At 72.0% G+C, this 22589-nt stretch carries 24 protein-coding genes; 15 read left to right on the top strand and 9 right to left on the bottom strand.

The window, feature by feature from the left end; genetic code table 11:
• Positions 1-48: 48 nt before the first annotated feature.
• The 5 genes from ACQEVJ_RS42550 to ACQEVJ_RS42530 all read left to right on the top strand — a co-directional run bounded on the left by ACQEVJ_RS42550 (position 49) and on the right by ACQEVJ_RS42530 (position 6465).
• A complete protein-coding gene (locus tag ACQEVJ_RS42550; RefSeq protein WP_030506779.1) occupies positions 49-399 on the top strand; it encodes an STAS domain-containing protein in 351 nt (116 codons plus the stop codon).
• Positions 400-418: 19 nt separating this feature from the next.
• A complete protein-coding gene (locus ACQEVJ_RS42545) occupies positions 419-847 on the top strand; it encodes an ATP-binding protein (protein ID WP_079316414.1) in 429 nt (142 codons plus the stop codon).
• Positions 848-1344: 497 nt separating this feature from the next.
• Entirely contained in the window at positions 1345-3678 is a 2334-nt protein-coding gene (locus ACQEVJ_RS42540; protein ID WP_433110786.1) for a sodium-translocating pyrophosphatase, read from the top strand.
• A gap of 180 nt (positions 3679-3858) precedes the next feature.
• Positions 3859-4332 carry a SixA phosphatase family protein gene (locus ACQEVJ_RS42535; protein WP_433110784.1) on the top strand — a complete coding sequence of 158 codons (474 nt, stop codon included), beginning with the start codon at positions 3859-3861 and terminating at the stop codon, positions 4330-4332.
• Positions 4333-6465, top strand: coding sequence for an FUSC family protein (locus ACQEVJ_RS42530; protein ID WP_433110782.1), 2133 nt, complete (start codon positions 4333-4335; stop codon positions 6463-6465).
• Between the two features lie 4 nt (positions 6466-6469).
• On the opposite strand, the gene serB is transcribed toward ACQEVJ_RS42530, so the two are convergent.
• Entirely contained in the window at positions 6470-7693 is a 1224-nt protein-coding gene (serB, locus tag ACQEVJ_RS42525) for a phosphoserine phosphatase SerB (RefSeq protein WP_433110780.1), read from the bottom strand.
• Positions 7694-7911: 218 nt separating this feature from the next.
• Here serB and ACQEVJ_RS42520 point away from each other — a divergent pair, with 218 nt between their 5' ends.
• Together ACQEVJ_RS42520 and ACQEVJ_RS42515 are read left to right on the top strand one after the other, a co-directional pair.
• Positions 7912-8664, top strand: coding sequence for a GNAT family N-acetyltransferase (locus tag ACQEVJ_RS42520; protein ID WP_433110778.1), 753 nt, complete (start codon positions 7912-7914; stop codon positions 8662-8664).
• Positions 8661-9605 carry a lysophospholipid acyltransferase family protein gene (locus ACQEVJ_RS42515; RefSeq protein WP_433110776.1) on the top strand — a complete coding sequence of 315 codons (945 nt, stop codon included), beginning with the start codon at positions 8661-8663 and terminating at the stop codon, positions 9603-9605. The genes ACQEVJ_RS42520 and ACQEVJ_RS42515 overlap by 4 nt, the downstream gene beginning before the upstream one ends.
• Positions 9606-9692: 87 nt before the next feature.
• Here the strand turns inward: ACQEVJ_RS42515 and ACQEVJ_RS42510 are convergent, their stop codons facing one another.
• The 3 genes from ACQEVJ_RS42510 to ACQEVJ_RS42500 are packed head-to-tail and all read right to left on the bottom strand — an operon-like array spanning position 9693 to position 12025.
• A complete protein-coding gene (locus tag ACQEVJ_RS42510) occupies positions 9693-10271 on the bottom strand; it encodes a hypothetical protein (protein ID WP_433110774.1) in 579 nt (192 codons plus the stop codon).
• 42 nt (positions 10272-10313) lie between these two features.
• The gene (locus tag ACQEVJ_RS42505; protein ID WP_433110772.1) at positions 10314-11366 is read right to left on the bottom strand and encodes an S-adenosylmethionine:tRNA ribosyltransferase-isomerase; all 1053 of its coding nucleotides are present in this window, start codon (positions 11364-11366) and stop codon (positions 10314-10316) included.
• Entirely contained in the window at positions 11363-12025 is a 663-nt protein-coding gene (locus ACQEVJ_RS42500) for an SDR family NAD(P)-dependent oxidoreductase (RefSeq protein WP_433110770.1), read from the bottom strand. The genes ACQEVJ_RS42505 and ACQEVJ_RS42500 overlap by 4 nt, the downstream gene beginning before the upstream one ends.
• Positions 12026-12152: 127 nt before the next feature.
• On the opposite strand from ACQEVJ_RS42500, the gene ACQEVJ_RS42495 reads away from it, so the two are divergent.
• Entirely contained in the window at positions 12153-13319 is a 1167-nt protein-coding gene (locus ACQEVJ_RS42495) for a GAF domain-containing sensor histidine kinase (protein WP_433110768.1), read from the top strand.
• Positions 13316-13939 carry a response regulator gene (locus ACQEVJ_RS42490; RefSeq protein ID WP_433110766.1) on the top strand — a complete coding sequence of 208 codons (624 nt, stop codon included), beginning with the start codon at positions 13316-13318 and terminating at the stop codon, positions 13937-13939. The genes ACQEVJ_RS42495 and ACQEVJ_RS42490 overlap by 4 nt, the downstream gene beginning before the upstream one ends.
• Positions 13940-13951: 12 nt before the next feature.
• Here ACQEVJ_RS42490 and ACQEVJ_RS42485 read toward each other — a convergent pair whose 3' ends face one another.
• Positions 13952-15190 (bottom strand): amidohydrolase family protein, encoded by a 1239-nt coding sequence (locus ACQEVJ_RS42485; RefSeq protein WP_433110764.1) that lies wholly within the window; start codon positions 15188-15190, stop codon positions 13952-13954.
• 179 nt (positions 15191-15369) lie between these two features.
• Between ACQEVJ_RS42485 and ACQEVJ_RS42480 the strand changes: the two genes are divergently transcribed.
• The 3 genes from ACQEVJ_RS42480 to ACQEVJ_RS42470 all read left to right on the top strand — a co-directional run bounded on the left by ACQEVJ_RS42480 (position 15370) and on the right by ACQEVJ_RS42470 (position 17369).
• On the top strand, positions 15370-15840 hold the full coding sequence (locus ACQEVJ_RS42480; protein ID WP_433110762.1) for a MarR family winged helix-turn-helix transcriptional regulator: 471 nt from the start codon (positions 15370-15372) through the stop codon (positions 15838-15840).
• A 62-nt stretch (positions 15841-15902) separates the two neighbouring features.
• Positions 15903-16367 (top strand): MarR family winged helix-turn-helix transcriptional regulator, encoded by a 465-nt coding sequence (locus tag ACQEVJ_RS42475; protein WP_433110760.1) that lies wholly within the window; start codon positions 15903-15905, stop codon positions 16365-16367.
• 93 nt (positions 16368-16460) lie between these two features.
• Complete coding sequence (locus ACQEVJ_RS42470) at positions 16461-17369, top strand: LLM class flavin-dependent oxidoreductase (protein WP_433110758.1); 909 nt, start codon at positions 16461-16463, stop codon at positions 17367-17369.
• Between the two features lie 19 nt (positions 17370-17388).
• On the opposite strand, the gene ACQEVJ_RS42465 is transcribed toward ACQEVJ_RS42470, so the two are convergent.
• Entirely contained in the window at positions 17389-18120 is a 732-nt protein-coding gene (locus tag ACQEVJ_RS42465) for a hypothetical protein (RefSeq protein WP_433110757.1), read from the bottom strand.
• A 64-nt stretch (positions 18121-18184) separates the two neighbouring features.
• On the opposite strand from ACQEVJ_RS42465, the gene ACQEVJ_RS42460 reads away from it, so the two are divergent.
• The 3 genes from ACQEVJ_RS42460 to ACQEVJ_RS42450 are packed head-to-tail and all read left to right on the top strand — an operon-like array spanning position 18185 to position 20033.
• Positions 18185-18973: an ABC transporter ATP-binding protein gene (locus ACQEVJ_RS42460; RefSeq protein WP_079316427.1), complete on the top strand. Its 789-nt coding sequence runs from the start codon at positions 18185-18187 to the stop codon at positions 18971-18973.
• 58 nt (positions 18974-19031) lie between these two features.
• Positions 19032-19781, top strand: coding sequence for a sulfite exporter TauE/SafE family protein (locus ACQEVJ_RS42455; RefSeq protein ID WP_433113257.1), 750 nt, complete (start codon positions 19032-19034; stop codon positions 19779-19781).
• A gap of 6 nt (positions 19782-19787) precedes the next feature.
• On the top strand, positions 19788-20033 hold the full coding sequence (locus tag ACQEVJ_RS42450) for a hypothetical protein (RefSeq protein WP_433110756.1): 246 nt from the start codon (positions 19788-19790) through the stop codon (positions 20031-20033).
• Between the two features lie 73 nt (positions 20034-20106).
• On the opposite strand, the gene ACQEVJ_RS42445 is transcribed toward ACQEVJ_RS42450, so the two are convergent.
• The 3 genes from ACQEVJ_RS42445 to ACQEVJ_RS42435 form a co-directional block, all read right to left on the bottom strand.
• Positions 20107-21015: a Rieske 2Fe-2S domain-containing protein gene (locus ACQEVJ_RS42445; protein WP_433110754.1), complete on the bottom strand. Its 909-nt coding sequence runs from the start codon at positions 21013-21015 to the stop codon at positions 20107-20109.
• Between the two features lie 100 nt (positions 21016-21115).
• Entirely contained in the window at positions 21116-21718 is a 603-nt protein-coding gene (locus tag ACQEVJ_RS42440; RefSeq protein WP_433110752.1) for an HD domain-containing protein, read from the bottom strand.
• Positions 21719-21920: 202 nt separating this feature from the next.
• The gene (locus tag ACQEVJ_RS42435) at positions 21921-22082 is read right to left on the bottom strand and encodes a hypothetical protein (RefSeq protein WP_193202180.1); all 162 of its coding nucleotides are present in this window, start codon (positions 22080-22082) and stop codon (positions 21921-21923) included.
• Positions 22083-22589 lie beyond the last annotated feature (507 nt).

Below are 22589 nucleotides of genomic sequence, written 5' to 3'. Positions count from 1 at the left end.
ATGCATGACCTGTATCGAGACCTACGCAAGTAAGGCGCTGGAGGATCTGTGGATCTGAAGTTGGACCACCATTCCGAGGACAATCTCACCATCGTCGATGTCGAGGGTGAGATCGACGTCTACACCGCGCCCAGACTGCGTGAGCTGCTGATCGACCTGGTCAACAAGGGCAACTTCCACCTGCTCGTGAACATGGAGAAGGTGGACTTCCTCGACTCGACGGGCCTTGGCGTGCTGGTCGGCGGCCTCAAGCGGGTGCGGGCGCACGACGGTTCCCTGGAACTCGTCTGCACGCAGGAGCGCATCCTGAAGATCTTCCGGATCACCGGCTTGACGAAGGTCTTCGGGATCTACGCCTCGGTCGAGGAGGCCAAGGAAGCCCACGGCCGGGACAAGTGACGGCCGGGGACTCAGCAACATGGCCACCGTCGAGCTGACGTTCAGCGCCCTGCCCGCCCACGTGCGTACGGCCCGGTTGGTCGCCACGGCCATCGCCCGGCGCACGGGCGTGGCGGAGGCGATCTTGGACGAGGTGCGGCTCGCCGTCGGAGAAGCGTGCTCGCGGGCTGTGGAGGCGCACCGCCTCCACTGCCCGGGGGAGCCGGTACGCATCGAGTTACGCGATGACGCGGGGCGTTTCGAGGTGACGGTCACCGACGCCGCTCCGAGCGAGGACGTGACGCCCCAGGTGCTGGAGGCGAACGGCAGCCTCATGCCCGAGATCGACAACCTGGGCATCGCGGTCATCGCGGGGCTGGCCGACGACGTCGAGGTGCTTCCCGGGCCGAAGGGCATGCGGATCCGCATGAGCTGGCCCGCGTCTCCCAACGGCGTCGCCGCCCTCTGACCTCCAAGAGCCTCCGAGAACCTTCCGAAAGCCTCTGAGGACGTCCAGAACCTCAGAGGACATCCGAGGACCTTCAAGGACCCTCGAAGACCTTCCGAGCAGGACCTTCGAGGCATGACCTTCGAGCAGATCGAGTGTCGCCCCCGGCGTGGCACTCGATCTTTTTGCTATGCCCGCCCTAATTTCGGATGGCTCGAAATGGGGACAAGGGAGTACCGTAACCAGGGCGACCATCACCGCCACGCCTCTTACTTCGCTGGTCAAAGCACCTTCATAGCGGTGCAAATGTTCGTCCATTACTGGACGCCGCCTCGATTACGGGGCACGAGGGCCTTCATATCCGTGGCGTCGCTGCGTAGACTCCCGGCACCGGCCAAGGTATTGCGGATGCAACCGGAAGCGGCACTTGCCAACCGCCCGGAAGTGCGCCGCACGGCCAGTCGGATCGTCGGCGCCGTCCGGGCAGGACCGAAACCCCGTCTGGCCGAGGAGGACGGATGTCTGCCTATCACGCCGCTGGCGAGAGCGCAGCGGTAGCTTTGAACGGTTCCCATCTCACCCTTGTCATAGTCGTCGCCGTCGTGGCGCTGCTCGCTTTGGCCGTCGCGGGCGGCTTGGTGCGAGAAGTGCTCGCCGCCGGGCAGGGCACCGAGCGAATGCAGAACATCGCGCGTGCCGTGCAGCAGGGCGCCGCCGCGTATCTCACGCGGCAGTTCCGGACGCTTGCCGTATTCGTCATCATCATTCCGTTCCTGCTTCTGCTGCTCCCGGCGGGCTCGACCGGCGAGCGAATCGGCCGGTCCGTCTTCTTCGTCGTCGGCGCGGTGTTCTCCGCACTGACCGGTTTCATCGGCATGTGGCTCGCCGTACGCGGAAACGTCCGCGTCGCGTCCGCCGCCCGCGAGTCGGGTGAGAGGACCGCGATGCGCATCGCGTTCCGCACGGGCGGCGTCGCCGGCATGTTCACGGTCGGCCTGGGCCTGCTGGGCGCCGCGATCGTCGTGCTGGTCTACAAGGGCGACGCGCCGAACGTCCTCGAGGGGTTCGGCTTCGGCGCCGCGCTGCTCGCGATGTTCATGCGTGTCGGCGGCGGCATCTTCACCAAGGCCGCCGACGTCGGCGCCGACCTGGTCGGCAAGGTGGAGCAGGGCATCCCGGAGGACGACCCGCGCAACGCCGCCACCATCGCCGACAACGTGGGTGACAACGTCGGCGACTGCGCCGGCATGGCCGCCGACCTGTTCGAGTCGTACGCGGTGACCCTGGTCGCGAGCCTGATTCTGGGCAAGGCGGCGTTCGGCACCGAGGGCCTGGTCTTCCCGCTGATCGTCCCCATGATCGGTGTGATCACCGCCGTCATCGGCATCTTCGCCACCTCGCCGCGCGGGCGGGACCGTTCCGGCATGGCCGCCATCAACCGCGGCTTCTTCATCTCCGCCGCCATCTCGGCCGTGCTGGTGGCCGTCGCGGCGTTCGCGTACCTCCCGTCGAGCTTCGCCGAACTGTCCGGCGCCTCCGCGGACGTCGCCGCGCTCACCGCCGACCCGCGCCTGATCGCCATCGGCGCGGTGCTCGTGGGCCTGGTCCTGGCCAGCGCCATCCAGATCCTCACCGGCTACTTCACCGAGACCAACCGGCGCCCGGTGCGGGAGATCGGCGAGAGCTCGCTCACCGGTCCCGCCACCGTCATCCTGTCCGGCATCTCCGTCGGTCTGGAGTCCGCGGTCTACTCGGCGCTGCTGATCGGCGGCGCGGTCTACGGCGCCTTCCTGCTCGGCTTCGGCAACGTGACCGTGGCGCTGTTCGCCGTGGCCCTCGCCGGCACCGGCCTGCTGACCACGGTCGGCGTCATCGTGTCGATGGACACCTTCGGCCCGGTCTCCGACAACGCCCAGGGCATCGCCGAGATGTCGGGCGACGTCGAGGGCGAGGGCGCCCGCGTCCTCACCTCCCTGGACGCGGTCGGCAACACCACCAAGGCCATCACCAAGGGCATCGCGATCGCGACCGCCGTGCTCGCGGCGACGGCGCTGTTCGGCTCGTTCCGCACCGCGGTCGAGGGCGAACTCGCCAAGGCGACGCAGGGCGTGAAGGACGCCCTGGGCTCGTTCGCCAACTTCAGCCTGTCGGTGGACGCCCCGAACGTGCTGGTCGGCCTCATCATCGGCGCGGCCGTGGTGTTCCTGTTCTCCGGCCTCGCGATCAGCGCCGTCGGCCGCGCCGCCGGCCGGGTCGTGTACGAGGTGCGCGAGCAGTTCCGCACCAAGCCGGGGATCATGGACGGCAGCGAGCTGCCCGACTACGGCCGCGTGGTGGACATCTGCACCCGCGACTCGCTGCGCGAGCTCGCGACCCCCGGCCTGCTCGCCGTGCTGACCCCGATCGCGGTCGGTTTCGCGTTCGGGTACGCGCCGCTCGGCGCCTACCTGGCCGGCGCCATCGCGGCCGGAACGCTGATGGCGGTGTTCCTCGCCAACTCCGGCGGCGCCTGGGACAACGCCAAGAAGCTGGTCGAGGACGGCCACCACGGCGGCAAGGGCTCGGAGGCGCACTCCGCCACCGTGATCGGCGACACCGTCGGCGACCCGTTCAAGGACACCGCGGGCCCGGCCATCAACCCGCTGATCAAGGTGATGAACCTGGTCGCGCTGCTGATCGCCCCGGCCGTCGTCGCGTACGCCGACAACGTCGCGGTCCGCGTCACCGCGACGGTCGTCGCGGTGGCGGTCGTCGTCGGCGCCGTGGTCGTCTCCAAGCGCCGTGCCTCGGGCATCGCCCCGTCCGGCGAGGCCGACAAGGCCTCCCGTGCCACGGAGCCCGTCGCCCACTGACGCGGCCTCCACACGGCCCTTCACGCGGCCCGAAGGTCCCTCGCTCCTGGAGCGGGGGACCTTCTCCATACACTGAGCACTTATGGACAAGCCGAACGGGGGCAGGACGCTGGCGCTGATCCTGCTGACCATGGCGGTGATGATCGCCGTGATCGTGGGTCTCGCCATCTGGGCCATGCCATGAGTGCCCGGACGCTCGTCGTGGTCAGGCACGCCAAGGCCGGCCACGCGCCCGGCCTCCCGGACAGCGAACGTCCGCTCACCTCCGGCGGTGAGCGGGACGCCCGGACGGCCGGGGAGGAGATCCGGCGATTCGCCACCATGCTCAACCCAGTGCTCGTCCTGTGCTCGCCGTCGGTCCGCACCCGCAGGACGGCCGAGCTGCTCGGCCTCGACGCCTCCGTCGAGATCGAACGCGACATCTACGAGGCGTACCCCGACGACCTGCTCGGCGTGCTGCGCCGTACGGACGGCGAGATCGCGTCGGTGGTGCTCGTCGGCCACAACCCGGGGGTGCACGAGCTCGTCACCGCCCTGACGGACGCCAGGCTCGACGGCTTCCCGCCCGGCGCGTACGCGGTGATCGAGCTGGACGTGCCGTGGGAGGACGCCGCCCCCGGCACCGGACGGCTGGTCCAGGTGAGCCGCCCCTGATTGCGGCCCGGCAAGGCGGGTAGTAAGAAGCGCCTGCCGCTCAGGAACGTCGTGCTCGCCAGGGCGCCGAGGCTGGAGGATCCGCGCCTCGCGCTCGGCTTCGGCCTGACCGGAGCCGCCTGCCTGGTGGTCCCGCTGCTCACGGGCCTGCTCACCGGTCACCCCGCGGGCGGCGCGACCGTCGGCCTCGGCGCGTGGCTGGTCGCGGCGCGGGCCATCGCGAACCCCGCGGGCGTGCGTACGCCGTATCTGCTCGGTGTCGTGCTGTCGGTCGGCGTGGGGACGTCGCTGGGGATCCTGCTGTCGGGCAGCAGCTGGCTCATGGTCATGGTCGCCTCGGCCCTGGCCGGGCTGGGCGGTCTGGTGCGCCCGATCGGCGTCACCCCGGCGCTCACGCTGCTGCTGACCGCCGCCAACCCGCTGCCGCTCGACCCCGCGCCGCACACGGGCCTGCAACTGCTCGGCGGTCTGCTGGCGGCCGTCCTGCTCACCCTGGCCTGGCCGTGGCGGCGCACCCGCCCGGTCGTCACGATGCTGGACGAGACGGCCGACACCCTGGCCGGGCTGGTCGAGGCCGTGGCCGACCCCGCGGTCGGCCAGGACGAGTGGGACGAGCGCCGCAGGAAGGCCGCCGACGCGATCGCCGAGATCCGTACGGCCCGGGCCCGCCGCCTGCGGTGGGAGCGGTCGCGGGCGGCCGAGGACGTCGCGATCGCGCTGCGCCGGGTGTTCCACGAGATCGTCGCGTTGCGCGGGCTGTGCGACACGCTGGCCCGGCGCGCGCCGGGCGCGGCCGACGAGGCGGGGCTCGGCGACCTCGTGGGCTCGCTGTCCGCGTCGCTGCGGGCCTATCTGGCCGAGTGCCCGCCCGAGCACGTGCCCGTCGTGGACTTCGGTGACCGGGTGAACCGGCTGCGCGACCGGGCCGCGGGCGGTGAGCGCGAGATGGTCGTGCTCGTCCTCCTCCGGCAGATCGCCCACAGCGCGCGGCGGATCCGGGAGGCGCTCGACGGCTCCGCTGAGGCGGCCCGCCGCCTGTGCGCGCCCGGCCTCGATCTGGCCACCCTGGCGGTCCCCCCGCCGCTCGCCTTCGACGACCCGCGCGTGCGGCACGCCCTGCGGGTCGTGCTCGGCACCGCCTTCGCCTCGATCGTCATCGTGGTGTTCAAGCCCGCGTTCCCGCACTGGCTCGTGATCGCGGTGCTGGTCACCATCCAGCCGACGTACGGGGAGACGCGGGCCAAGGTCTGGGCGCGAGTGGGCGGCAGCACGGCCGGGGGGCTGGTCTCAGCCGCCATCCTGCACATCACGCCAGGTCACTGGCTGCTCGTCGCGCTGATCGGGGTGTCGGCCGCGCTGGCGTTCGGCCTGGCCCCGACGCACCAGGCCTACTGGGCGACGTTCATGACGATGTGTGTGCTGCTGCTGCTCGACTTCCAGGTGCAGCAGACCGCGCGGATCGCCGAGTCGCGGGTCGTGCTGACCGTCGTCGGCGGCGTCATCGCCATCGCGTGCGCGCGCCTGCTGTGGCCGCGGGGGGAGACGGAACGGCTGGCCGAGCGGGTCGGCCGGATGCTCGACTCACACGCGGCGGTCACCCGGACGCTCGCGCAACTGGCCAGGGGGAAAGCGGGCGCCGAGCGGGCCGAGGAGCGGATCAGGAAGGCCGCGGTGGACGCCGAGATGGTCGCGGGGGCGCTCGGCTACATCGCCAAGGAGCCCGGCGGCACGGCCCCCGACGCCGTCGACGAGGCACTGGAGGCCGCCCAGCGGGTCCGCGACGACCTGCTGACGCTGATCTCGGTGCTGCGCGACGAGCCGACCGGCGCCGGGCCGGTTCCCGACGTCCTGGACGCCGTGGCCGGCCACCTGCGGGCCGCCGCGGAGGCCGTACGGGGGCGGGAGCCGTACGAGCCGGCGGCGGAGGTGAGCCGGGGGCTCGCGGACGACGCCGTGTGGGTCGGCGCCCAGGCCGAGCGCCGGCTCACCGAGCTGGAGGCGGATGCGACCGAGCCGGGCTCGGGGCGGGCGCTGCTGCGCACCGCCGCCGTCGACCAGGCGCTGCGCTCGCTGGACGCCGACGCCGTACGGCTGTGCGCGGCGGCGGCCGGTGCCTTCGCGGACACTCCCTGAGGCGTCAGGACATGGCAGGCGGCATGCCGTCCTCGGCGTCGGCCGCCTCGACCTCCTCACGGGAGATGCCGAGCAGGTAGAGGATCGAGTCGAGATACGGCACGTTGACCGCGGTGTCGGCGGCCTGCCGCACGATGGGCTTGGCGTTGAACGCGATGCCGAGCCCGGCGACGGCGAACATGTCGAGGTCGTTGGCGCCGTCGCCGATCGCGACCGTCTGGCTCAGCGGGATGCCCGACTCGGCGGCGAAGCGCTCCAGCGCGCGGGCCTTGCCTGGCCGGTCCACGATCTCGCCGACGACCCGGCCGGTGAGCCGGCCGTCCACGACCTCAAGGGTGTTGGCGGCCGAGTAGTCGATGCCGAGGTCCGCCACGAGGGAGTCGGTGATCTGGGTGAAGCCGCCGCTGACGATCGCGAAGCGGTAGTCGAGCCGCTTGAGGGTCCGCACCAGCGTGCGCGCGCCGGGGGTGAGGACGACCTCCTTGACGACCTTCTCGAAGACCTCCTCCGACAGCCCTTCGAGCAGCGCGACCCGCCTGACCAGCGACTCGGCGAAGTCGAGCTCGCCGCGCATGGCCTCGTCGGTGACCCGGGCGACCTCGTCCAGGCAGCCGGCGTGCCGGGCCAGCAGCTCGATGACCTCGTTCTGGATCAGCGTCGAGTCGACGTCCATCACGATGAGGCGCTTGGCGCGGCGGTACAGGCCGCTGCGCTGCACGGCCACGTCCACCTGCTGCGCCGCCGCCTCCGCGGCCAGTTCCGCGCGCATCGCCTGGGGGTCGGCGCCGGACACGGCGAGCTCGATGCAGGTCACCGGATAGCTCGACAGCCGTTCGATCCTGTCGATGTTGGCGCCGCTCGCCGCGATCCGGCCGGCGATCCCGGCCATGGCGGCGGGCAGCAGCGGCGCCCCGAGGACGGTGACGTGCAGCCGCCCGCGTCGCCGCTTCTCTTTGGAGGTCGTGCCGGTCGCGATCTCCAGGTCCATGTCGAGGTCGGCGGCGACCTGCTCGACGGCGGTCCACAGGCCGCCGATCGTGCCTCCGGTGCCGGTGGGCGGCCCCCCGGCATAGGCGACGAGCACGCCCAAGGTAAGGCGGCCACGGATAACGACCTGCTCAACGTCGGCCACGACGACCGGGAACCCGGCCAACACGGAGAACAGCCGCGAGGTTACGCCCGGGCGATCCGGACCGGTCAGCGTGATCAGGAGCGTGCGCTGGTTCACGTTGTTTGAGGTTACTGCGCGGCTTGTCATGAGCGCGCACGAGGTTCACGATGCGGACGCCTTCATGCCCCCGCACTGAGGGTCCGCTGTCATTTCCGCATGTCGTCATGGTGGTGGGCCGCGAACAGGCCAGGACCCGAGGCGGGACGTCCCACGCCGTCCGCCTCGCCGCGTCCGCCTCATCGTGGCCGGCACCCCCGAGGAAGGACGCGACGCGCATGACGATCTCCCTCCAGCCTGGACACTCCCTTGGCCCCGGCCGCTCCACCGACGCCGGCCGGTACACCGTCGGGCTCGCCGAGAGCGCCGCCGACCTGCGTGCCGCCCAGCGCCTGCGGTACGAGGTGTTCGCCGAGGAGATGGGCGCCCGGCTCGACTCCCCTCTGAACGGGCTCGACGTCGAACCGCTCGACGCGTACTGCGACCACCTCCTCGTCCGCGAGGGGAACACGGTGGTCGGCACCTACCGCCTGCTGCCGCCCCGGCGGTCCGACCGGCTCTACTCCGACTCGGAGTTCGACCTCGGCGCGCTGAAGGGCCTGCGCGGCGACCTGGTCGAGGCCGGGCGCACGTGCGTGCACCCCGACCACCGCGGCGGGGCGGTCGTCGCCCTGATGTGGGCCGGGATCGCGCAGTACATGACCAGCCGCGGGCACGGCTGGCTGGCGGGCTGCTGCTCGGTGCCCCTGGACGACGGCGGCGCGGTCGCGGCCGGCGTCGTCGACCGGGTCCAGCTGGGGCCCGAGGAGTATCGCGTCACGCCGCACACGCCCTGGCGCGACGCAGGGGTCTCCCGCCCCGACCGGTTCGTGCTGCCGCCGCTGCTGCGTGGTTACCTGCGTCTCGGCGCGTGGATCTGCGGCGCTCCCGCGTACGACCCGGAGTTCGGCACGGCGGACTTCTTCGTGCTGCTCTCCGTGGCCGACGCCGACCCCCGCTATCTGCGCCACTTCCTGGGACAGACGCGGTGAGCGCCGTCGCGCACCTGCCGGCGGCCTCCTCCGCCTGGCTGCCGGTGTCTCCCTGCGCGCCGGACGTCTGCCTGCGCGCGCAGGCGCGTACGGCCGGCCCTCTGCGCCGGGCCGCCCGCCTCACGGGCGCGGTCGCCGTGCTGCTCGCCGGTCTGCCGATCGCGCTCGCGCTGGGCCGTACGGCATGGCGCGGGGCGGTCACGACGCGCTGGTCGCGTCTGCTGCTGCGGGCCCTCGGTGTCAGGGTCGTGACGCGCCGCGGGTTCTCCTGCATCGGTGGTTCGCCGCGGGCGCGAGCCGTACCGGGGGAGGACGGGCCCACCCTGCTCGTCGGCAACCACGTCTCCTGGCTCGACCCCCTGGTCATCACGGCGACCTTCGCCTGCCGCCCGCTGGCCAAGGCGGAGGTGGGCAGGTGGCCGGTCGTCCGTACGCTCGCCGCCGGGGGCGGCGCGCTGTTCATCGACAGGGACAGGCTGTCCGCCCTGCCGGGGGTCGTCGCGGACATGGCCGCCGCGCTGCGGCGCGGCGAGAGCGTGGCCGCGTTCCCGGAGGGCACGACGTGGTGCGGGCGCGAGATGGGGCGCTTCCGGCCCGCGGTGTTCCAGGCGGCGCTCGACGCGGGGGTGCCCGTGCGGCCGGTGGCGCTGCGTTTCCTGGAGGGCGCTGCGGCCGGTCGAGGCACTGGGGAGCGCGCCGCCCCTTCCACCCGGCCGTCGTACGTCGGGGACGACACGCTGCTCGCGTCCGTCCTGCGGATCGTCGCGACCAGGGGCCTCGTCGCGGAGGTGACGGTCTTCCCCGCCGTACGGCTCGACCGCCCGGCCGCGTACGGCGGGCGGGCCCACCGGGGGCAGGCGCGGGCGGCCCTGGCGCGGATCGCCGAGGCTCAGGTCAGGACGGGGCTCATGGAACCCGAGGAGCAGGCCGTGGCGGCCTGACAGGGGCCCGCTCACGATCGCCGGCGCCTGCCCGGGGAGGCCGGGCGGGCGCCGTGGGGCGGGGGATTGTCGTGAGTGGCGGGGAGCTCAGCGGGTGATCGTGCTCTTCGACTTCACCCAGCCGATGCTGTCGCCGAACTCGCTGAGCAGTTCCTTCGGGTCGCTGTTCAGCGACGTGTCGACGACCGCGCCGCCGAAGTAGCCGTAGAGCTTGCCGCGGGCGGACCCGCTCACCTGGGCCTTCGCCCAGAACGTGTAGCTCTTGCCCTTCTTGAGACCGGGCAGCACGCACAGGGAGCGGGTCCGTTCCCGGGTGCACTGCTCGTGATAGTTGGTGCCGTGCGGGACGTAGATCCGGGTCTTGGTGACGTTCTTGGGGAACTTGACCGCCAGGAAGATCTCGTCGGTCTTGGTCCTGAGCTTGTTGACAAGCGTGACCTTGAAGGACACCACGCGCCCGGCGCGGACGCTGTAGGGAAAACTGACCTGGATGCGGACGGGCGCGGATGCCGCCTTCGACGAGGCGGACGCCGCAGACGCCGCGACCGCCGTGGACGAGGTGGACGCGGCCGACGCGGCGGAGGCGGGCGCGCCGGACGCGACCAGCGCGCCCGCGGCCAGTGGCACGGCCAGCAGCGCGATCGGCTTGCCGATGAGGGTACGCATGCGGTCAGCCTTGACGATCGAGATCACGGTTCGATCACGTATTCAGAGGATGAGATGGCTGTCGCCGAACTCGTGCCAGAGGTAGCCCTCCTCCAGTGCCGCCTCGTACGAGCGGGCCAGCACGCCGGTCCCGGTGATCGCCGACAGCATCATCAGGTGGCTGGAGCGGGGCTCGTGCAGGCCCGTGACGAGGCCGTCGACCGCTCGCACGCCTCCCACCGGCGTGACGACGTGCGAGGTCCAGCCAGACGCCGCCCGCACCGCGCCCGGGGCGGGAGCGTCGAGGGCGGCGGTCTCCAGAGCCCGTACGACGGTCGTGCCGACGGCGATCACCCGGCCCCCGTGCTCGCGGGTGATGTTCACCAGCCGTGCCGTCCACGGGGAGACCGAGAACCACTCGGGATAGGGCGGTTCGTCCTTCTCCGGAGACGCGACCCCGGTGTGCAGCGTGATCGGTGCGACGCCGATCCCCCGGCCGACCAGGGCGGTGACGAGTTCCGGGGTGAACGGACGGCCGGCGCTGGGCATCTCCGCGCTGCCCTGCTCCACCCCGAAGACCGTCTGGTAGTCGGCGAGCGGCCAGTCGCGCCCCACGTAGCCGTACCGGATGGGCACGCCGTGCGCGGCGAGGTAGGAGAGCACGTCGCGGTCCAGGAGGGCACGCCACAGGCGTGGCGTCTCCTGCGCCAGCAGGCGCAGTGTGGCCCCTCCCGGCAACGGCAGCCACTCCCCGGGCGCGGCGCCGGAGTAGGGCTCCGTCGCCGTCGCCGTACGGCGGCGCAGCTCGACCAGCCACTCGCCGGACGCGAGGCGGCCGGAGAAGTGGACGGCCAGCCGGTCGAGCCGCACCGCCGCGGGCAGGGTGGCGGAGTTGTTGACCACCAGCAGGTCGCCGGGGGACAGCAGCGACGGCAGGTCGGCGAAGACGTGGTGGGTGACCTCGCCGGTGTCGCGGCGGGACACCAGCAACCTGACGTCGTCGCGGCGCAGCCCGCGCGCCTCCGGCGGTTCGTGCGCCTCCAGCGGCGCCGTCAGCGCGAACTCGAACGACCCTCCCGCCCCGTACGGCCGGATCGCCGGGTCAGGGGCGGTCATTCCAACTCTCCCCGGGTGAAGCGGCCGGGGGCGGGCCGGGTGCCCACGAGGCGCAGCAGCGCCGGGACCACGCTCTCGGGCGGCGGCGCGGCCCCGGCCTCCTCAGGGCCGACGGCGTCCGCCAGCATGCGGGTGCGCATCTCGCCCGGGTCCACCCACCAGACCGCCACGTCGGGCTCCTCCGCGGCGAGGACGTTCGACACCTGGTCGAGGGCGGCCTTGGTCGCGCCGTAGCCGCCCCAGCCCTCGTACGCCTCGACGGCGGCGTCGGAGGAGATGTTGAGGATCGCGCCCCGCCGCTTGCGCAGCGCGGGCAGCGTCGCCTGCGCCAGCGCGAGCGGCGCGATCACGTTGGTCTCGAACAGCGCGCGCAGCGCGTCCAGCGGATAGTCGGCGAGCGGGGGCAGCGGGGCGGGACCGAGCCCGCTCGCGTTGTTGACCAGGAGATCCAGTTCGGGCACGGACTCGGCGAGCCTGGCCACGTGCGCGGGGTCGGCGACGTCTCCGGGGATGGCCCGGGCGTCGAGGTCGAAGGCGGCCGACATCAGGTCCTCCTCGCCCCGCGCGGTGAGGAGGAGCGACCAGCCGTCGTCGGCGAGCGCCCTGGCGAGAGCGAGTCCCAGCCCTCGCGACGCTCCGGTGATGAGTGCGTGCTTCATGCGCTTCACGCTAGGAATCAGCACGTCAGACGCACATCCGACCGAGGTCCGGCCGTCGCTCGGCAGTTGGGTCTAGGACCTGCGGCCGACGCAGGCCCCTTGGCGGTCGCGGTACTAGTCTGTGTCCGTGCCCGAGCCTGCCGACCCCGTCGCCGCCTCCGCGCGGGACCGCGACGCGGTGCTGCACGCGGTCAGCTCGGCCGTGCTCGCCGTCACCCGTCACCTGTCGGTCCGCGAGGTCCTCCAGGTGATCGTGCGGTCCGCGGCGCGGCTGCTCGACGCGAAATACGCCGCGCTCGGCGTGCCGGACGACGACGGCGCGTTCGCCGAGTTCGTGGCCGAGGGCATCTCCGACGAGCAGTGGGCGGCCATCGGCCCCACCCCGCGCCAGCACGGCATGCTGGGCGCGATGCTCCGCGAGGGGACGCCGGTCCGGCTGGCCGACATCCGCAGGGATCCCCGGTTCGAGTGGTGGCCGAAGGCCCACCCCATCCTCAAGGACTTCCTGGGCGTGCCGATCATGGACGGCGGTACGGTCCTCGGGATCATCTTCCTGTCCAACAAACGGACGCCCGGCGGGTTCGGCGAGGCCGACGAGGAACTGCTGACGCTGTTCGCGGCGCACGCCGCCATCGCGATCACCAACGCCCGGCTGTACGAGCGGGGGCGTGAGCTCACGGTCGTCGAGGAACGCACGCGAATGGCCCGCGAGCTGCACGACGCCGTCAGCCAGAAGCTGTTCTCGCTGCGGCTGACCGCGCGGGCCGCCGCCGCGCTCGCCCGTACGGACCCCGAGCGGGCGGCCGAGGCGATCGAGCGGGTCGAGCGGATGGCGGGAGAGGCGCTGACCGAGCTGCGCGCGGTGATCGTGGAGCTGCGCCCGGCCGAGCTGGACCGGCACGGCCTACTGGAGAGCCTGCGCAAGCAGGCGGCCCTCCTCGACCGACTGCACCCCACGACGGTCGCGTTCTTGGCCGAGGGTGAGCCGCCCGGCGACCTGGCGCCCGAGATCGAGGTCGCCGTGCTCCGGGTCGCCCAGGAGGCGCTGCACAACGCCGTACGGCACGCCGGGGCGGCCCGCATCGACGTACGGCTCGCGCATCGCGAGGCCGCGCTGGTGCTGGAGGTGACCGACGACGGCGCCGGGTTCGACAGTGCCGGACTCAACGGGGCGGGGGTGCGCGGATTGGGGCTGCTCTCCATGAGCGACCGGGCCCAAGCCGTCGGCGGCACGCTGTCGGTCTCCTCCGCGACCGGCCGCGGCACGACCGTACGACTGGAGGTGCCCGCGTGATCCGCGTGCTCATCGCCGACGACCACCCCGTCGTACGGCAGGGCCTGCGTACGTTCCTGGAGATCCAGGAGGACATCAGCGTCGTGGGGGAGGCGGCCGACGGCGCCGAGGCGGTCGAGATGACCGGCACGCTCGCCCCCGACGTGCTGCTGCTCGACCTGAAGATGCCGGTGCTCGACGGCCTGGGCACGCTCGCGGAGCTGTCCGGCCGGGATGTGCGGGTGATCGTCCTCACCTCGGTCAGCGACCGCGGCGACGTGGCCCCGGCCATGCGGGCGGGCGCGGCGGGCTTCCTCTACAAGGACGTGGACCCCGGCGCCCTCGTCCAGGCGATCCGGGCCGTGCACGGCGGGCAGGTCCTGCTCGCGCCGGAGGCCGCCGAGGCGATGCTGGCCGGCCCGGCGGACCGCGAGCAGGATGGAGCGGGGTCCGCCCTGACCGACCGGGAACGCGAGGTGCTGCGGCTGCTGGCCGTCGGCCTTTCGAACCGCGAGATCGCCCGCGAGCTCGTGGTGGCGGAGAAGACGGTGAAGACCCATGTCTCCAACGTGCTCATGAAGCTCGGCGTGCAGGACCGCACCCAGGCCGCGCTCTACGCCGTACGCCACGGCCTCGCCTGAGCGCCCGCCGGCTCACCCGGCCAGCTGGGCGCCGCGCCGCCAGACGGCCCGGATGTTCAGGGTGTCGCCGATGGCCGTGGTGGGGTCGCCGTCGACCAGGAGGAGGTCGGCGCGCAGCCCTGGGGCGATGCGCCCGCGGTCGTCCAGCCGGAACCGCCGGGCGGTGGCGGCGGTCGCCGCGTGGAGCGCCGCGGACGGGGCGAGACCGGCGCGGACGAGGTATCCCAGTTCGTGGTGCACGCTCGCGCCGTGGGCCAGCCCGCCGAGGAACGGCACGGGGATGGAGGTGTCGGTGCCGACGAGGACGTCCACGCCGGCCTCGTGCAGGGCTGCCACGGACGCCAGCACGTCGTCGAGCCTGCCCTGGGGGTAGCGGTTGAAGCTGCCGCGCAGGGTCTTGTCCCAGCGGTCGTCGAGACGCCTGCTCACCCGCGGGTCGTCGGCCAGCGCCTCGCCGGTCATCCCCATCAGCGAGGCGTTCAGGCAGACGCACGCGACGACGAAGGCGCCGGAGTCGGCGATCACCCGGATGATCTCGGGGGTGTGCGGGCGGTCCATGAACAGGTGGGCGAGGCCGTCCACGCCCGCCTCGATCGCCATGCGGGTGGCGTCGACGGTGAGCGCGTGGGCGATGGCGAGCATCCCGTGCCGGTGGGCCTCGGCGACGCCGGCGTTCAGTGTCGCCTGGTCGAGCATGGGAAGGCCCGGGTGCCCTTCGACGGTCCCGTCGTCGACCATGAACTTGATGTAGTCCGAGCCCGAAGCCACGAGGCGAGGGATCCACGCCACCGCCTCCTCGGGGGTGGTCACGTGCGGTTCCGGGGGAGGACCGGCCTGCCGCCGGTCATCCGGCGCGCCGTTCCCGATGAAGGGGCGGATGTCGAAGTCCTCGGGGACCAGTTCGCTGGGATGCCCGCCGGGCGCCGTGAGACCGAAGCCGGCGGAGCGGACGTCGGCGAGCGTGTCGTCGTCCTCGATGTGGGCGCGGGCGTGCCGGGTGTGCCCGCCCTGCATCTCGAGTTCCGTCGTCACGCCGAACGTCAGGGCGAGCGCGAGGGAGTCCTCGCTGGTGTGGACGTGGGCGTCGATCAGGCCGGGGAGAAGGGTCGCCCCGGCGGCGTCGACGACCTCGGCGTCGGAGGGCATGTCCCCTCCCACGGCGAGGATCCGCCCGTCGCCGACGAGCACACCGGCGGGGCCGATCGGCCTCTCGCCGTCGAACACCCGGGCGTTGACGATGGCTGTCTTCATGCCTTGTCCGATCTGTCGGGCTGGTACATAGGGCCCTATGTAAACAGATGCATAGGACCCTATGCAATTGGCCCGCACGGTGTCGGTAGCCTTTTGCCGGGCGGCGGACGGGCGCCCCGCGCGGGGCATGCCGTCGCGTGCCCACGCCGGACGGCCGGTCGAGCGGGAAAGAGGCGCCAATGGAAGGCGAGGGGGAGCGGTGGGTCCCGGAGCGCTATGCGGCGTACTGGATCAACCACTCGTCGAGGAAGGTGATCCGCCTCCATGAGCTGCGACTGCGCCCCCTCGGGTTGAGCATGGCCAACGCCGCGGTGCTCCTGACGCTGGCCGAAGGCGGCCCGCTCTCGCAGAAGGACCTGACCCGGTTGGCGCGGGTCGAACAGCCGACGATGGCCGAGATGCTGTCGCGGATGGAGCGGGACGGCCTGGTGTGCCGGCAGCGGAATCCCCGTGACCGGCGGGGCAGCCTCTTCTCCGTCACCGACCTGGCGCGGGGCCACCTCGACCTGGTGCGCGAGGCGCTGGTGCAGGGGGAGCGGGACGCGCTGTCCGGTCTCACCGCCGAGGAGGCGGAGCAACTGATCCGGTTGCTCCGGCGCGTGGCCGACAACGTGGACCGGGCCGCCGCCCCGCTCCAGCCGCCCCGATAGCCGCTCCTTCTGTACGCCAGAGGACACGGTAGTTCGTCTCGCGAATTGGTTATTCTGGGCCGGTGAGCAAGGATGTCGGCGGCCAGATTGGGGCGGTGGCCGCACTGGTGCGGTCCACGTTTCTGGTGAACGCCGTGTACGCGAATTCCGCCCGCGAGTACGGCCTCACCCAGCAGCAGGGCCAGTTGTTGTGCGTCCTGATGGCGCAGCCCTATGGCATGAGCGAGCTGGGCGCGATGCTCGGCCTGGCGAAGTCGAGCCTGACCGGCCTGGTGGACCGCAGCGAGCGCAACGGACTGGTCCAGCGCGCACCCGACCCCCAGGACTCCCGCGCGGTGCGGGTGTCGCTCACCAGGCAGGGCGCCAAGCTGGCCGACGAGTTCTACACCGAGACCTGCCGTCGTGTCGAGGAACTCGCGGCGGGGCTGGCCCCGGCGGAGCGCGACACGCTCGCCGCCCTGCTCGGCCGCGTCGTGACGGACAACAAGGTCCCCACCGTCTTCCTGGAACCGGACTCCATGCGCTGAACCCGCAGGGGGGAGTTGTGGTTCGTGTTACGAACTAATATAGTTCGTGGCGCGAACTACGACCCCCTTCCGTCCGCATGGAAAGGCAGAACGTTGTCAGCACATGACGTCGTCTTCGGGTTCGGCGCGCATTCCGGCATCGACGACATACCCGAGCTGTTGCGCATGGCTCAGCAGGCCGACCGGGACGGGCTCGACATCTTCACGTTGTCGGACCATCCCTACCTCGGCGGACGTGTGGACGCCTACGCCGCGCTCGGCTTCATTCTCGGGCGCACGGAGCGCATCGCAGGGTTCGCCAACGTCACCAACCTGCCGACCCGGCCCGCTCCCATGCTGGCCAGGATGGTGACGTCGTTGTCGGCGCTGTCGGGCGGCCGGATCGTGCTCGGCATGGGCGCGGGCGGATTGTGGGATCGCATCGCCGACATGGGGGTGCCGCGGCTGACGCCCGGCGACGCCGTGGACGCCTTCGAGGAGGCGATCGTCCTGGTCAAGCTGCTGTCGGGCGGCGGCCCTCCGGTCACCTACCAGGGCAAGCACTACCAGGTGAACCGGATCGAGCCGGCTCCCGTGCCCGCGCCGCCGGTGTGGACCGGATCGGTCGGCCGGAAATCCCTCGCCGCCACCGGCCGGGTGGCCGACGGCTGGATCCCCGGCCACGCGGCCGACTGGCTCAGCGAGCGCTACCGCACGTCGCGGCCGGTCGTCGACGAGGCGGCGGCGTCCGCCGGCCGCGATCCGCGTGAGATCCGCACGATCTTCAACTTCCCCGGGCGCATCACCGACCGGCCGCTGCCCGCCACCCGCGACGCCGACGGCCGCTGGATCGGCGGCTCCGTCGGCCAGTGGGTCGAGGAACTGACCGGAGCCGTGCTGGAGCACGGCGCGTCGGGCTTCACACTCTTCTCCGCCGATCACGGCGACCCCGACCCCACCCTCCTGGCCCGCTGGGCCCAGGAGGTCGTGCCCGCCGTCCGCGAGGCGATCGCGAAGCAGTGAGCCAGGTCTCGCGCGCGCGTCAGACCTGGGACTCCACGATCGCGTTGTGGGCGGCCACCCTGGCCCGCCGTACGGCGCGGTCGAGGTCGCGCAGGGCCTGCCCTCGGGTGGCGACCTGCTCGGAGGTGAGCCCCCGCTCGTCGGCGAGACGGAGCGCGGCAGACAGCCGGGCGGCGAGGGTGCCGACCCGGTGTGCCCTGCCGGGATAGCCGGGAGCGAGGGCCTCGCCCGCGCGGTCGAGCGCGTCCGGCACCGGGAAGCCCTGCGCCGGGCCGCCCACGGCCAGCAGCGCATCGGTGGCGGCCATCATGGCGGTCCGCAGCGCCTGCTCCGCCTCGGCCAGCGACGGCACGTCGGGCGGGACGGCCGACGCCTCGGCCACGGTCCAGCGGACCCCGGAGTACGACGAGCCGCGCCGGTCGGCGGACGGCACGAGACCGAGGCACCGGCCGGGCAGCATGGCCACGGCGGCCTGGCCCGCGTCGAGCGCGGCGCCGTTGAAGGCGGGCGGGCCGGTGAGCCCGAGCGGGTCGCCGGGGACCGGCAGGGCCAGCCGGAACCCGCCGAGCCCCTCGATACGCCGGTCGACGAGGTAGGCGAGCAGGGGGGTCTCGACGTCATCCGCCGCCACCACCTGAGGCCCGGCCTCGCGCTCGACGCGGTCGAGGGCGTGCTCCAGGCTCACGTGTCCCCCGAGCCAGGCATTGCCCCAGGCGACGAGCGTGGCGGAGATCGGTGAATCGATGCGCACCCGATCCACGATATGTGGTCGGACTGCCATAGTTTTATCTCAGCGAACCACGGGAGGGGGCCACATGGGCGGTCAGGTGCTTCAGCTTCAGGACGTGGCCGTCCGCAGGGACGGCGCCGCCCTGCTGCGCGGCATCGACTGGAGTGTCCGCGAGGACGAGCGCTGGGTGGTGATCGGGCCGAACGGCGCGGGGAAGACGACGCTGCTCCAGGTGGCCGCATCGCTGCTGTTCCCGTCCGAGGGCTCGGTGGAGATCCTCGGCGAGCGGCTCGGCCAGACGGACGTGTTCGACCTGCGACCTCGCATCGGCCTGGCCAGCGCGGCCCTGTCGGAGCGCATCCCGCCGGACGAGAAGGTCATCGACCTCGTGCTCACCGCGTCGTACGCGATCCTGGGCCGGTGGACGGAGGAGTACGACTCCCACGACGTCACCCGGGCGGTCGAGCTCATCGACCAGCTCGGCTGCGCCCATCTGATCCGGCGGCGCTTCGGGACGCTGTCGGAGGGCGAGCGCAAGCGGGTGCAGATCGCCCGGGCGCTCATGCCGGACCCCGAGCTGCTGCTGCTCGACGAGCCCGCCGCCGGGCTCGACGTCGCGGGCCGCGAGGACCTCGTACGCCGCCTCGGCGCGCTGGCCCGGGACCCGAAGTCGCCCACGATGGTGCTGGTCACCCACCACGTCGAGGAGATCCCGGCCGGGTTCACCCACGTGCTGCTGCTGCGGCACGGCTCGGTCGTCGACCAGGGGCCGATCGACTCGGTGATGACGCCGGAGAACCTGTCCGCGACCTTCGGCGTGCCGCTGCACCTCGACCGCGGCCAGGAGGGCCGCTGGTACGCCCGGCCCCTCTGACCCCACGCGGAGCCCGGCGCCTACCCTTGGCGGATAGCCGTACGAGGGAGAGGTGCGAGTGACGCCGTGGGAGGCGGCCGCGGTCTTCGCGGCCGGTGTCGGGGCCGGGGCGATCAACGCCGTCGTGGGATCGGGTTCGCTCATCACGTTCCCGACGATGCTGGCCGTCGGCTTCCCGCCGATCGTCGCGAACGTGTCCAACAACGTCGGACTCGTGCCCGGCGGCGTGACCGGGGTGCTCGGCTACCGCGCCGAACTCAAGGGACAGCGTGAGCGGCTGCTCCGGCTCGGCGTCGCGTCCGTGATCGGCTCGCTCGCCGGCGGGGTGCTGCTCCTGCTCCTGCCCGCCGAGGCGTTCAAGATCATCGTCCCGGTGCTCATCGCGGTCGCCTGCCTCCTCGTGGTGTTCCAGCCGAGGATCAACGAGTGGCTGGCCGTACGGCGCAGGCCGCACCCCCACGGCGGGCCGTGGCTGTGGCTGGGCGTCATGGGCGCCGGCATGTACGGCGGCTACTTCGGCGCCGCCCAGGGCATCGTGCTGATCGGCCTGCTCGGCAGTTTCCTCGACGAGGACCTGCAACGGGTGAACGCGGCGAAGAACCTGCTGTCGTTGCTGGTCAACGCCACCGCGGCGGTGCTGTTCGCGTTCATCGCGCCGGTGGACTGGGCCGCCGTGCTGATGGTCGCGCTCGGCTCGGCCGTCGGCGGCTTCCTCGGCGCCCGCGTCGGCCGCCGGCTGCCCGCGCCCTTGCTACGGGGATTCATTGTTGTCGTCGGAATCGTGGCGATAGTGAAGCTGGTGTCCTGAAAGGGTATGTCTGCCCTTGTGAAGGGCGACCGGGTGGAGATCGTCATCGATGCGGGGGGAACCCCGCACACCTACGAGGTGGTCGCGACCAGGGCGGGCCGTCGGATCGAGATCACGACGGGCCGGGGAGTGGTCGAGGTCACCGAGGTCACGCGGGCGGGCACGCCCGTCCGCACCGCGAGGTTCATGTCCAACCGCGTACTCGCGCTGGTCGAACATCCCGCCGACGACCGCGGCCCGGACACCGGCTGACCCGGGGTCCAGGCATGGGTGCGCCGCCGCGGTGGAGTCGCCGTGGTGGAGTCACCGCGCGGTCACTGCGCGGTCACTCCGCGGGACGGACCTGGATGACGCCGTCCTGCCGCAGGCGGGTCTGGAAGGCCGGCTGGCGCGACGTCGCGGGACCGTGTATGACCCGGCCGTCGGAGATGCGGAAGGCGCTGCCGTGCCACGGGCAGACGATGCATGCCTCGCCCTCCTCCATGGCGACCCGCCCCTGGTGGAGGGGGCCGGCGAGGTGGGAGCAGTTGTCCGCGAGCACGCTCACGTCGTCGCCGAGGCGCAGGACGAACAGGTCGATGTAGCCGAGCCGCCGCCGGACCGGCCGCCCGTTGGGCAGGTCCTTGAGCGCGCACAGGTCGTGCCAGCCGAGCGGCATGAGGTGGCTGACCGACTCCGCGTGGTTGGCCCCTGCAGCCTGGCGGTAGGACATGTGCCCGCCGAGGTAGCCTCCCGCCGAGGCCGCCGCCAGTCCCGCGTACGCCAGCGTGCGCCCGGCCCGCTCGCGCCCGGTCATCCGTAAGAACAGCGAGCCGGTGTAGCAGATCGCGGCGGTGGCGTTGGTCATCGCGTGCACCAGGCCGACCCGCTGCTGCTCCCGGTGCATCGTGGACCAGTCGGTGAGGCCGGCCGCCACCGTGGGAACGGCGCTGCCGAGTCCCGCCACGATCAGCGTCCGCGCCGCGCGTGAGCCCGTCTTGGTCATGTCCACCACGCCCGCCGACAGCCAGCAGCCGAAGCTGACCATGGCGAGCGCCGGGTGCAGCGGGTGTCCCATGGGCACCCCGTGCAGGAAGTCCCGGAGCTTGCCGGGGCCGAGACTGCGGCGCACCTTCTTGGATATGACGTTGATCGGCCGGTCGAGCACGGTGGCCCGCTCGAGCCCGTCGAGGAGCTCTGCCGAAGGGACCCTCCGTGCCGTACGGCCCGCACGCGGCCTGGTCGTCTCTTCCATGTTTCGCCCCCTAACACGGGATCACGTACCCCCGCGTCACGGGTGTGAACATGGACAGGCATGAGACGGTATATGCGAGTTTCGGGCTGGCACGCCCCGGTCAGGGCGCCAGATGACCCCGGGCGACCGATCCGGCGACCAGCCCCGCGGCGTACTCGCCGAGCGTGGCAGACCCCTCCTCGATGAGCCGCACCTTCTCCATGACCTGGCCGGCCGTCACCTTGTAGAGAGCCCACGTGCCACCGTCGTTGTGGTGGTTGGCGATGATCGGCGCGAGCCGGTCGAGCGCCCTGGCGAACCTCGCCTCCGGTGTGCGTCGCTCCTCGAACTCGTCCCACAGGTTGCGCAGCCGCGCCCCCTGGTCCTCCGGAAGCAGCCCGAAGATCCGGTCGGCCGCCGCGCGTTCGAGAGCGGCCTGCCCCTCGACCGCGACGGAGTCGTAGACGAAGGTGTCGCCGGCGTCGATCTCCACGATGTCGTGGACGAGCAGCATCGCGACCACCCTGGACATGTCGGTTCCCGGAGGCGCGTGCTCGGCCAGCGTCATCGCCATCATGGCCAGATGCCAGGAGTGCTCGGCGTCGTTCTCCCGGCGCGAGCCGTCGATCAGCGAGTTCCGGCGGATGACGCGCTTCAGCTTGTCGATCTCCGTGTGGAAGGCGAGCTGGGACTGCAGCCGTTCGTGGATGAGCGCGGTCGTCACCTGCGCAAGCCTAACCGGTCACGATCAGTTCGTCCCCGATCCGGCGCCGCGTGCCGTCCGCTCGATGAAACGCACGCCCTCCTCCCGTCCGACGACGCGTCGCGCCTTGTCGTACGCGGTCGCACCCTCGGATGCGAGCCCACCGGGGGACCTATGGCGAACCTGTGCGGTTGTCGCGGAGTGCCGGACGGTGAAGAGGGCGTCAGACGGTGAAGAGGCGGCCGACCTCCTCCAGTTCGCGTACGAGGTCGAAGCGGGGGTCGCGGTAGTGGCGGGCGCCGAAGCCGGTGCGGCTCACGGTCCATCTCAGTTCGCGGGCCCACCTGTCCTGGTCGGCGCACAGCGCCAGGTCGGCCATCGTCATCCGGCTTTTGATCAGCGATAACCAGGCGGCACCGGGGGGATTCACCAAGAGACTCCTTCCGGATGGGTGCCAAGCGGAGATCTCGTCGTCCTGAATTCGTCGTACGGAGGGCGCGCTCCATTCACGGAACGGCCCATTCGGTGTTCGCTGCTCGTGCAGTGCGAGCGCCGGCGACGCCGGCCGAATGTCGAAATCCCGCTGGCCCGGATGCCTCCCGTTGTCACGCGCATCCGAGGCGGCCGGCGCCCCTCGCCGGGCGCGTGCCCCGGATGGGAAACGGGCCTCGGAGTATTTCGCCGGCGACCGCCGGCGCCCCCACACTCCGGAAGACCCTTCCCGCATCGATCGTGACTCAGGACGCAATGCCCTGCAATACTTGACGAAAAGAAATCCGCAAGAATCTTGTGCGGATACGCTGCAAATCACGGTGCAACTTGCACGAGAGGGCGCGGTAATCTTCGGACAGGGCGCTCCTCACCCGCGCGCCCGAACCGCAGGGCGCGCCCA

The sequence above is a fragment of the Microbispora sp. CA-102843 genome (assembly GCF_050936215.1).
In the GTDB taxonomy this organism is placed as follows: domain Bacteria; phylum Actinomycetota; class Actinomycetes; order Streptosporangiales; family Streptosporangiaceae; genus Microbispora.
Note: the sequence above shows the minus strand (reverse complement) of the source record. Positions and strands in the feature narration are given on the sequence as shown.

Excerpts from the sequence above, each read along its gene's own strand:
- ACQEVJ_RS42480 (WP_433110762.1), top strand. The coding sequence starts at position 15,370 with ATGGAAGGCGAGGGGGAGCGGTGGGTCCCGGAGCGCTATGCGGCGTAC.
- ACQEVJ_RS42505 (WP_433110772.1), bottom strand. The coding sequence starts at position 11,366 with ATGACCGCCCCTGACCCGGCGATCCGGCCGTACGGGGCGGGAGGGTCG.
- ACQEVJ_RS42445 (WP_433110754.1), bottom strand. The coding sequence starts at position 21,015 with ATGGAAGAGACGACCAGGCCGCGTGCGGGCCGTACGGCACGGAGGGTC.
- ACQEVJ_RS42545 (WP_079316414.1), top strand. The coding sequence starts at position 419 with ATGGCCACCGTCGAGCTGACGTTCAGCGCCCTGCCCGCCCACGTGCGT.
- ACQEVJ_RS42450 (WP_433110756.1), top strand. The coding sequence starts at position 19,788 with ATGTCTGCCCTTGTGAAGGGCGACCGGGTGGAGATCGTCATCGATGCG.
- ACQEVJ_RS42485 (WP_433110764.1), bottom strand. The coding sequence starts at position 15,190 with ATGAAGACAGCCATCGTCAACGCCCGGGTGTTCGACGGCGAGAGGCCG.
- ACQEVJ_RS42510 (WP_433110774.1), bottom strand. The coding sequence starts at position 10,271 with ATGCGTACCCTCATCGGCAAGCCGATCGCGCTGCTGGCCGTGCCACTG.
- ACQEVJ_RS42540 (WP_433110786.1), top strand. The coding sequence starts at position 1,345 with ATGTCTGCCTATCACGCCGCTGGCGAGAGCGCAGCGGTAGCTTTGAAC.
- ACQEVJ_RS42520 (WP_433110778.1), top strand. The coding sequence starts at position 7,912 with ATGACGATCTCCCTCCAGCCTGGACACTCCCTTGGCCCCGGCCGCTCC.
- ACQEVJ_RS42535 (WP_433110784.1), top strand. The coding sequence starts at position 3,859 with ATGAGTGCCCGGACGCTCGTCGTGGTCAGGCACGCCAAGGCCGGCCAC.
- ACQEVJ_RS42435 (WP_193202180.1), bottom strand. The coding sequence starts at position 22,082 with ATGACGATGGCCGACCTGGCGCTGTGCGCCGACCAGGACAGGTGGGCC.
- ACQEVJ_RS42500 (WP_433110770.1), bottom strand. The coding sequence starts at position 12,025 with ATGAAGCACGCACTCATCACCGGAGCGTCGCGAGGGCTGGGACTCGCT.
- ACQEVJ_RS42460 (WP_079316427.1), top strand. The coding sequence starts at position 18,185 with ATGGGCGGTCAGGTGCTTCAGCTTCAGGACGTGGCCGTCCGCAGGGAC.